The sequence below is a fragment of the Thalassolituus sp. genome (assembly GCF_984348125.1).
This window is the reverse complement of record NZ_CFHJLR010000013.1, coordinates 107,078-117,538: the sequence shown is the minus strand read 5'-3', so window position 1 is coordinate 117,538 and position 10,461 is coordinate 107,078. Positions and strand designations below refer to the sequence as shown.

The window sequence follows — 10,461 nt, the reverse complement described above, 5'->3', positions numbered from 1 at the left end:
AACACTCGGAGTCAGGCTTTTTCATTTGCTGTCCCAAAACTGTGGGACAGCAGTGAGCCATGGCTGCCTTTTTTATTGCGAGGATAACCGCAGATCAGGCGGTCAGGATGCCCACCCACGAAAGCGCACTGTGCGCTTTTGCCACACCGAAGATATAAACAAATACCACCAGCGCCAGAACAAACGCTTTTACGTTTACTTTCTTAATTGCGATCACACCCAGCACAACGTATGCAATCAGGCCCAGCAACTTGGCAGTAACCCATGCCGCTTCAAACGGATATTGGCTGAGGGTTACGCAAAGCGCACCGGCGGTAATAAGAAGCAAAGTATTGATGCCATGTGTAGCAATGTTCAAGGCTTTATTGCTGTTCAGCAGCGGCTTGTAATTAGCCAGCACAAAGCGGACGACGAAGAGAATAAATGATAAGTAGACAAATCCAATATGAGAGTGCTTCAGAGCCATGTACATGACGGATTTCCTTCAGTATTTAGTTATTTTAAATGGGGCCAGTCTGCATACGTGGCGGCAGAACAGCCGCGAAGCATAGCAGATGACCGGTGTAATGATACTTGATCAATATCAATAAGCGTGAGGCCGGACCTCAGACTTCCAACCAGAAGGTGACAGGGCCATCATTTACCAGAGAGACCTTCATATCGGCGCCAAACCGTCCGGTCCCCGTAGTTACCTTCTCACTGGCACGGCTGCAGAAGTACTCATACAAGGCGCTGGCGTCGTCCGGTGCCGCCGCCCCCGAAAATCCGGGGCGTGTGCCCTTTCGGGTATCTGCCGCCAGAGTAAACTGAGAAACAACCAGAAGATCACCATCAATATCGCTGATGCTACGGTTCATGCGCCCCTCATCATCCGGGAAGACCCGGTAGCGCAGGATTTTATCTAACAGGCGGTCAGCCTTCTCTTTGTCGTCTTCCTTCTGAACCCCAAGCAATACCAGTAAACCGCGCCCGGCACTGCCAATCACCTCGCCGTCGACACGAACACTTGCCTCAGACACCCTTTGTATCAAGCCAATCATTGAAAAACTCCCACTGAAATACCGCTGCGGTTTGCGGGCGCAGGATAGCGCGTTCTATACTCAGATCAAATACGTGCCTAAGCACCCGGAGATATGGATATGCGACACTCAATGACCACCTTGATCACTCTTTTAGCAACTGCGGTTGTTACAGTCTCCAGTGCGCTTCCTGCCACCGCTCAGACAAAGGTGTATATTACCCGAGATGCCGACGGCAACCCGGTATTCAGCGACCGCAAAAGCGCCGGCTCAGAAACCCATGTGGTTCAGGAGCTTCCATCCATGCCTGCGTTTAATGTCCCTCAGCCTGAGCGTCCTTCTGAAGAATCAGACGACGAGCCCGTCACACCGGCTTATACCAGCCTGAGTATTATCTCTCCGGCTGACGGCACTACCCTGCCCATTGGTGTAAATGGCGATGTCCGTATTTCAGGCGTGCTGACACCAGCGCTGCAGAAGAAAGACAGCATCGTACTGCTGGATGCAGGTATCGAGATCGCTCGCGGTAGCCAGACAAGCTTTCAGCTCGATAATCTGGACCGCGGCGAACATCGACTGCATATGGAAGTCAGAGGTCCTGACGGCGACGTGCGCATCAGCAGCCAGTCGATTACTCTTCATGTGAAACGGGCATCTTCCCTGGCTCGCTAAACCTCCCCCATCAAGGCCTACTTTCAGAGCCAGGACAAAATCAGATGAAGGCTAAAAAACCTTCTATACGGTCCAGAGCACTGACACAGGGCACCAAAACAACTCACCAACACCACCGCTCGCCCACATTTGGTGCATTAAAGGGTCTATTTTTCTTCATTTGAACACTCACGCAGCATGTCAGAAGCGACTCCGCGCCATTTATGTGCAAAACTCACTTCTGGCTCAATTATTGCTGAACTGAGTGCAAACGGAGATAGATATGCTCGCCAGCCCACACCTCAATCAACGCCTGATGGAACACCTGAATACTGGGGTTGTTCTGCTGGATGCTGATCTGAGTATTATTTTCATGAATCCCGCTGCCGAAGCCCTGCTTGAAGTCAGTGGCCAGCGCGGAAGAGGCGTTGAGTTCACCATGCTCGCCAGAGAGTCTGACGAAGCGACACAGGCCTTTCGTGATGCTCTGATCAATGGGCACTCTTACACCAAACGTGAAGCGACGATTGAGCTTCATAACCAACAGCAGGCGACTCTGGACTATAGCGTAAGTCCGTTATCACACCCTGAAACGCGACTGCCCTGCCTGCTGGTTGAACTGCAAGGGCGTGACCGCCTGATGCGTATCAGCCGCGAAGAGCAGCTGATCGCCAAGCAGGAAACAACACGTAACCTGGTGCGTGGCCTGGCCCACGAGATTAAGAACCCACTCGGTGGGATTCGCGGCGCAGCCCAGCTACTTGAGCGTGAATTACCAACGGCCGATCTGGCCGAGTACACCAATATTATTATCGAAGAGGCAGACCGTCTTCGTGACCTCGTGGACCGGATGCTCGGCCCCCGTACTCTGCCTCAGACCGAACAAATTAATATTCACGAAGTTCTTGAGAGGGTATGCCAGCTCGTCGACGTTGAATCTGAACATCAGATTGAAGTCGTCCGTGATTACGACCCGTCTATTCCTGAAATGGAAGCGGATCGCGGTCAGATGGTTCAGGCCCTGCTGAATATCTGCCGCAACGCGATGCAGGCGATGATGGAAAATCCAAACCCGGAGCGACCACCATCACTAACAATGAAAACCCGATCGATGCGCCAGTTTACGATTGGCCATCACCGTCACCGCCTCGTTGTTCGTGTCGATATTACTGATAACGGCCCTGGCATTCCTGAAGAGATTCAGGAGAGTCTTTTCTATCCGATGGTTACGGGACGCCCTGAAGGTACAGGCCTTGGCCTTTCGATCTCACAATCCATTATTAATCAGTGCGACGGCATCATTGAATTTGAATCCGAGCCCGGACGCACCACATTCTCAATTTATCTGCCTTTGGAATCACTATGAGCACTGTCTGGATCATTGATGACGATAAATCCATCCGCTGGGTTTTAGAAAAAGCACTGCAACAGGCGGGGATTGAAACCAAAGTATTTGAGCAGGCTGAACCTGCACTCAATCAACTGAAAAAAGAGCATCCCAGCGCCATTATTACGGATATCCGCATGCCGGGTATGGATGGTCTCACGCTGTTGAAGCACGCAAACGAGGCACATCCTGATTTACCAGTCATCATTATGACAGCGCACTCTGACCTTGAGAGCGCGGTCAGCTCGTACCAGAGTGGTGCCTTCGAATATCTGCCAAAGCCTTTCGATGTCGACGAAGCGGTCAGCCTGATTCAACGTGCCATAGATCACTTCTCTGAAATTTCAGCACAGGCACCATCGGTTGAACCTGAGATGCCAACGCAGGAGATCATCGGTGAAGCGCCCGCAATGCAGGAAGTTTTCCGCGCCATTGGTCGTCTCTCGCAATCGAATATTACTGTTTTAATTAACGGTGAATCAGGCACGGGTAAAGAACTCGTCGCTCATGCACTTCATAAGCATAGCCCTCGTGCTCCTGAGCCTTTCATTGCTCTGAACATGGCTGCAATTCCCAAAGATCTGATTGAATCAGAGCTTTTTGGCCATGAAAAAGGCTCTTTCACCGGCGCTGGCGGCCAACGTCGTGGACGTTTTGAACAAGCTAACGGTGGCACCTTATTCCTCGACGAAATCGGTGATATGCCGGCTGACACCCAGACACGACTGCTTCGTGTACTGGCTGATGGTGAGTTTTACCGCGTAGGTGGTACGACACCGGTCAAGGTGAATGTGCGCATTATTGCTGCAACGCACCAGGACCTTGAAGGTTTGGTAAAAGACGGGAAATTCCGCGAAGATTTATTCCATCGTCTTAACGTTATCCGTATCCACCTGCCTCGTCTCGCCGATCGTCGTGAAGATATTCCGAAACTTCTGACGCACTTCCTGCAACGCGCAGCCGAAGAGCTTGAAGTAGAGACTAAGTCGCTGCGACCAGAAACCGAAGAGTTTTTGTCTACCCTGGACTGGCCGGGTAACGTCCGCCAACTCGAGAATACCTGTCGCTGGATCACTGTGATGGCATCTGGTCGCGAAGTGCTGGTAAAAGATCTGCCACCTGAGCTTCTGGAACAGAAAAGTGATATTCAGACCTCAGGTAACTGGGAACAGAATCTGCGTTTCTGGGCTGATCAACAGCTGGCCTCGGGCATGACGGATCTGCTTGATACCGCAGTTCCTATCTTTGAACGTATTATGATTGAGACCGCACTTAAGCATACCGCGGGTCGTCGTCGCGATGCCGCAAACCTGCTGGGATGGGGCCGGAACACCCTGACAAGAAAGATCAAAGAGCTGCAGATGGACACCGAAGATCATCATGACGATGATCATGGCGATGACTGACTATTTCAGCTGACCGCGACAAAACAACCGGGAGCCTATTACTCCCGGACTTCCCTGCGATATAAAATGCGTTCATGCCCACGGAAGACACCGAAGCTGACGGTTGATGAGGGCGATTCAAAACTACCATCTCCATCGTAATCGCCTCGTAACCACTGCGGGGCAGTGTAGCTCAGAGACGCATCACCTGTATCCGGTGTGCCGGGTACCAGTGTTGGGGCGAGCAAGGTAATTCCCGCATTACCACTGCTCCCCCCGGTTAACTGACCTGAGGTGGCCGTAATCTGACTGATACCGTCGACAGAAGCATTGGCACTGTCCCAGACGGTACAGTCATCGTCAGTATTCTGTACATACCTGCCGCCCTGGAAATATTCTGTGATCAGCCTTGCGGTCAGATCGTGGGTTTCGGCACCAAAGGTATCCTGTAAACGCATACGGCCAAAGCGCACACTCACCCCACTACCATCAGGTGTAAAGTCGACACTGGCAGACTGGGTTACCTCGCCGTCGGTAACACCGGTAAGCGTAAATTGCAGCTCCGGAGAAAAAGGATTTATTTCAGCATTTAAATCACGCACATAGGCGATGTTATCTAGTGGTGAAAAGACATACTCCATCACCCCCGGCGTACTTACCGTTAATGAGCCAGCCTGATAATCAGTAGTAGGAGAACCAGCCAAAGAGAGCGCCAGGCCATCGTTGCCCACAACACTCTGGTCGACTAACGGGAATGAAACTCCGTTAAATACGTCACCGGCCGATAAACGCATAAAAGCAGTGTCAGTATAATTCTGAGTAATCTCAGCATCGGCTGATGCGTTGTAGGCAGAAACAATGATTGCCGGTGCCACCAGCCATGAGAAAGATTGCCCGGTGTAGCTATTTCCAGTACTACAAGCGCCAGAAAATACGCCAGAGTCTGCCACACTCACCTCAAAATACGCGGGAACAAACCGCCCCAGCGGCGCACTTGAGAAGGTGGCTAAATTGGTATCAGACAAGGTGCCGAGCGCTGCGCCAAAATACAAAGGCGGCGTTGCATTTAGAGTAAATACACCGCTTTCTCCTTGCGTAAGATTAATACTCGAAACGCCGCTGACGCTCACAGGGTGAATATATTCAGCGGGTTCCAGTGTGCCATTTTGTCCGGCGGCTGGTGCGACAACGGTTGAAGACAAAGTAATCGGCGATCCTGAGCTGTAATTTGGTGTCGTGATGTTATCCAAACAGAAATCACTGTCGCTATCTGCTTCCCAGGCGACCGCACGGATATTCACTGGGAATGTCACACCTGCAAGTGAGAACACAGGACAGTCTTCATATGGCTCGGTACAGACATTGGCTGGATCAATACACAAACCCGCTGGGCGCGCTACAAAGCTGGTTTGTCCATTCAGGATCAGTCCAGCATCAGCACCACTTCCGGTATAACTGGCAAACAGTGTTTTCTGCCCGGCGTCGTCGTAGTTAAAGGACGTCAGCGAGGCGGTGCCGGAAGCATCAAAGGCAAGAGAGAGGCTTGTTGGGCTTACAGGCGAAGTGGACACATCAACGCCTGCAACTTGCACAGCTTTACTGCCAGAAGCTGGCGCGTTGTAACGGGTGTATATATCCACGGCCTTCGATACGTTTGCGAAAGCCGGCACACACTCAGGTGAGTTATCGCTCTTTCTGACTGCCTGTATAGTCGCCGAAGCGGGTCCTTTCGCGGATATAAAATCAGGAACACTGACTACAAAACCCGCATCGGCAAACGTCAGGTTACACGCCACAGATACGCTGCCACCATCCACTGAGCAGAGATTACTGCCGCCGACTTTTGCGGGCGACGATGATGACACTCCAACAATCGCTGTACCAAGGGCAGTCTGGCGAAGCTCAAAGCTACCGCTACCACCCGACAGAGTTCGTGTATTGCCACCGACCCAACCCGTAGGCAACAGGGTTATATCCACATCGTCGGTATACAGACTTGAGCAAGTACTATCGGCACAGGCCAGAATATCGATGGTTTGAGGCTTGCAGGTTAATGCGTCAGACGCATAAGACAACCGGAAATGATCCGGGCCTGCCGGTGGTAAATCGGCTGTGATCTCAATATCACTGACATACCAGTTATCACCGAGGAGGTCGAATACACTGATCCCGCCGCCGGTCATGACATAACGTAGCTGGAAATTGTCGTGGTAAGCGTTCGCAGGTAGCGACGCTGAATAGGAATAGCTATCCCCTATTGAGAGCAGCCCAAGAAAGCCGTTGTCTGCAACGAAGGTCGTCAGGGTCTGCCAGCCTCCGTTACTTCGTCGGTACTGAACAACTAAGTCTTCTCCGGGGTTAGGTGCAGTACCGATAAGCCCAAATCCGAGGCTGAAAGGCACGTAAACATCGAAATTAATATCAACAGAATCTGCTTCAGAGAAATCAAATACCCGTGACTCGACTTCGACATAACCATTACGAAGATTGAGTTCGCCCAGTGAATTAATCACCACCCGGGAGGTGTTACTGGCTATCCAGTCCACACCGACAACGGCACTATTGAGCAGGTTAAACAGCACCGGAAGAGCAGCCACAGATGATGTGCACAGATAAAACAATGCTGAAATAGCCCAGACTCTGGGCCGCACATGAAACTGCTTTTTACTGAGGCGCATTTATCTCAACTCTTTTTTGTAGATAACCCGCTCGTGGCCTCGATAGATACCGAAGGTCGATGTTGCTGATGGATCATCGTTGAAGTTTCCATCACCGTTAAAGTCACCTTCCAGCCAGACGGGGGCATCATAAGTCACGGTTGCATCACCTGTGTCAGGTGTGCCTGCTACCGTGGTGGGGGCTGCTAACTCAAGACCATCGCTACCCGTCGTACCCGAAGAGACAGATCCTGACCCGGGTTGGATCGAGCTTAAACTATCGACACTGGCGTTAACGCTGTTCCATGTCGAACACGAATCAAAGGTGTTAAGGACGTAGTCGCCATCAGAGAAATATTCCATCGACATGGGAAGCGTAAGACTGCTGTTTTCAGGGCCGTAACTGTCTTCAATTGTCATCCTGCCAAAGCGCATATCAACAGAGCTTCCATCGGGTGTGATATTTACCGTGTTATTTACATTCACCTCACCATCAGAGACTGCTGAGCCAATTTCAAAGACCAGATCGGGACTGAATGTATTTATTTCAGCATCGCTGTTGCGCAAATAGGCGAGGCTATCTGCTGCAGAGAATACATATTCCATTTGCCCTGCTGCCGAGACACTTATTGTCCCGTCGTTAAACTGTGTATCAGGCACACCAGAGAGCTGCAACCGGCTGCCGTCGTTACCATCCGTCGCATTGTCTTCCGTGGGATAGGTAATATTATCTGCGACGTTCGCCGCAGTCAGTCGACGGAAATCGTCGTGAGTATAATTTTCAGTCACTGCCTTGGGGCTTGCCCCATTATATGCGGTGAACGCGATTGTAGGAGCAATTAACCAGTCAAATGACTGACCGGTGTAAGTGTTACCCGTCGGGCAGGCTGGGGAAAACTCACCAATATCACTGGTCGAAGCTTCGAAGTGATCGGGTATGAAGCGACCGGTTGGTTGGCTTGTATAAGTAACCGGCGTCGTACTGGAGGTTGACCCAAGTGCGACACCAAAATATAAAGGTGGCGTTGCATCGAAGGTGAACACGCCAACTTCACTCTGCGCAAGTGCAATGGTGTTTGTTCCTCCCGAGCCACTTGAACCAACATGCGTATACGCTGTTGGAATCACTGAACCGGCGGCACCGGGAACAGGCGCCAGCAACCCCGACGACAACAGAATATTCCCGCCCGAGTTGTAATTCGGCGTCCCGCTATTCCCCGAGCAGAAATTGGAATCTCCGTCAGACTCCCAGGCGACAGCAGTAATATTGGCGTTAAAAGGAACCCCTGCCGTACCGAATACGCCACACGAAGCGTAAGGCAAACCGCAGCTACTGCCTGTATCAATACACATACCCGCTGGGCGCGAGATATACGAGTTACTACCTTCCATAATCAAGCCGAGATCGGCCCCTGTACCAACGTATCTCGCATACAGTGATTTCTGACCGGCATCGTAATAATTCAACGAAGGTAGCACTGCCTCACCATTACTATCGAAGTTCAGCGGCAGCGTTGTCGGCAATAGATTATTTCCTGATACCGCTACGCCGCCCAGACTTGTCGCCATGGTGCCAGAGGCAGGAATATCGTAACTCGTCCAGAAATCTACATTTTTAGTGACATTGGCAAAGGCCGGTACACATTGTGGCGCGTTATCGCTTTTGCGCACCGCCTGTATCGTCGCTACAGCCGTCCCCTTACCTGCAATAATATCCGGTACATCGACCAGAAAACCGGAGTCAGAAAAGGTCAGCGAACAAGATGGCGTAAAGGAGCCACTATCGATTGAGCAACGGTTAGTGGAACCTGTCATCAAAGGGACTGAAGAAACAACATCCAGATCAACTGTTCCGGCCGCGGTACGGGCCAGCGAGGCAACACCACTGCCACCCGTTATCGTAACGGCATTGCCTCCAACCCACCCTGTCGGTGATAAAACAATGTCGACAGGGTCTGTATACAGGCTTGAACAAGATGCGTCTTCGCACACCTGAATTGTTACGTCCTGCGGGTTGCAGGTCAGCGCCGCTGAATTATACGAAAGACGAAAATGGTGAACCGCAGATGAGGTATCATCGCGTGTACCTACATAGACATTATCAATGTGATAAAAGTCGTAACGCCTGAATATCGAAGTCGTGCCGTCAGCTTGATAAAACCTGAGCCTGAAGTTGCTGTGCAGGGCATCGTCAGGTACCCGAGCCTCATATCGGTATGCTTCGCCCGAATTTAATATCGAAGGATCATGGAAATCAATCGTACGCCACGTGCCATCAGGTAAATAAATCTGCACATACAATTCAGCCGCTGACGGGTCTTCACTGTCGTAATTCCCTGGCGTAATTGCATCCGTACCACTGAAGTTATCATCGCCGTAGCGAATCCAGTACTCCAACTCAACAAACGTCTCTCCTGACAAATCGATGCTGCGTGTAGTCGTGGCTCGCTCACCACAGCAGGTAAAAAAGCTACGAGTACCGGTCTCGGCGGTATGGTTGCTGATCTGAGAAGTGAAGTTGCCATCAAAAATGGTGACGTACCAATCAGGTATCGTCCCGCCAGGAGGTGGCGCAAGAAATAAGTCGCGTTCGAATTGATCTTCAAAAAGTGGGTAGCGCGTCGTCCCCACTTCAAAATCGGTTACTTTCAGATCATCAATATGCCAGAAGTCCCGACGGGTAAAAGAGCTTCCTGAGCCGTCAGCCTGATAAAAACGAAAACGGAAATTGCTGTGTAATCCTGCAACAGGAATTCTGGCATATACGTTATAAGTATCACCGCCAGATGAGCCGCCCCCCTCCCATAACTGTAAGGCCTGCCAACTACCATTATCCAACAGAACATCCAGTCGGAGATCGTCACCGCTTGAAGGCCATTCACTGTAGTCATCAGAACCGCTTCTTAGCCAGAAATTAACTTCAGCGTAGTTCGAAGCACTCAGGTCAATAGGGTCTGAAGTAACATAAACCTCGTCGCAGCATATAAACATACTGCGGGTTCCGGAATTAGCGATGTAAGTGCCAATGCCGGCCTCACCGCGAGAACCAATGGGTGTCACTGTGTATTTTTGCGGGCCGCCGTTCAGATTGCTCCGCTCGAAGTCGTCCGACCATAAATCGATGCGAGCCATGGCACTCATGGAGGTAAACAATAAAGACAGCAGCGCATATTTCAGCATAATATTCTTCCAGCTAACCTTTGGTTACGGCAAAACCTGCAGCACCTTGCTAAACCTTCCCGATATAACTAAATGATATTCTTCAGTTTGGCTTTTTCTATTCTTTCACAAAACGTCACGATGGACTGTATTAACCTCGTAATCACAGCGCTATGTAACGGCAATCTAGCTATAGGCGGGAG

General features: G+C 50.9%; 7 protein-coding genes. 3 read left to right on the top strand and 4 right to left on the bottom strand.

Going from position 1 to position 10,461, the window contains the following annotated elements; translation table 11 throughout:
- Positions 1-94: 94 nt before the first annotated feature.
- Both AC5E51_RS10875 and dtd read right to left on the bottom strand, forming a co-directional pair.
- Complete coding sequence (locus tag AC5E51_RS10875) at positions 95-472, bottom strand: SirB2 family protein (RefSeq protein ID WP_076516658.1); 378 nt, start codon at positions 470-472, stop codon at positions 95-97.
- A 133-nt stretch (positions 473-605) separates the two neighbouring features.
- The gene (gene dtd / locus AC5E51_RS10870; protein WP_068439365.1) at positions 606-1,040 is read right to left on the bottom strand and encodes a D-aminoacyl-tRNA deacylase; all 435 of its coding nucleotides are present in this window, start codon (positions 1,038-1,040) and stop codon (positions 606-608) included.
- A gap of 99 nt (positions 1,041-1,139) precedes the next feature.
- On the opposite strand from dtd, the gene AC5E51_RS10865 reads away from it, so the two are divergent.
- From AC5E51_RS10865 to glnG, 3 genes are all read left to right on the top strand, one after another.
- The gene (locus AC5E51_RS10865) at positions 1,140-1,691 is read left to right on the top strand and encodes a DUF4124 domain-containing protein (protein WP_175607909.1); all 552 of its coding nucleotides are present in this window, start codon (positions 1,140-1,142) and stop codon (positions 1,689-1,691) included.
- Positions 1,692-1,953: 262 nt separating this feature from the next.
- A complete protein-coding gene (gene glnL, locus AC5E51_RS10860) occupies positions 1,954-3,036 on the top strand; it encodes a nitrogen regulation protein NR(II) (RefSeq protein ID WP_491778587.1) in 1,083 nt (360 codons plus the stop codon).
- Complete coding sequence (glnG, locus tag AC5E51_RS10855; RefSeq protein WP_491222313.1) at positions 3,033-4,463, top strand: nitrogen regulation protein NR(I); 1,431 nt, start codon at positions 3,033-3,035, stop codon at positions 4,461-4,463. Before glnL ends, glnG begins: the two co-directional genes overlap by 4 nt.
- Before the next feature lie 38 nt (positions 4,464-4,501).
- Here the strand turns inward: glnG and AC5E51_RS10850 are convergent, their stop codons facing one another.
- Together AC5E51_RS10850 and AC5E51_RS10845 are read right to left on the bottom strand one after the other, a co-directional pair.
- Entirely contained in the window at positions 4,502-7,120 is a 2,619-nt protein-coding gene (locus AC5E51_RS10850) for a DUF6701 domain-containing protein (protein WP_491778586.1), read from the bottom strand.
- Positions 7,121-10,279 carry a DUF6701 domain-containing protein gene (locus tag AC5E51_RS10845; protein ID WP_491778585.1) on the bottom strand — a complete coding sequence of 1,053 codons (3,159 nt, stop codon included), beginning with the start codon at positions 10,277-10,279 and terminating at the stop codon, positions 7,121-7,123.
- Positions 10,280-10,461: the final 182 nt, after the last annotated feature.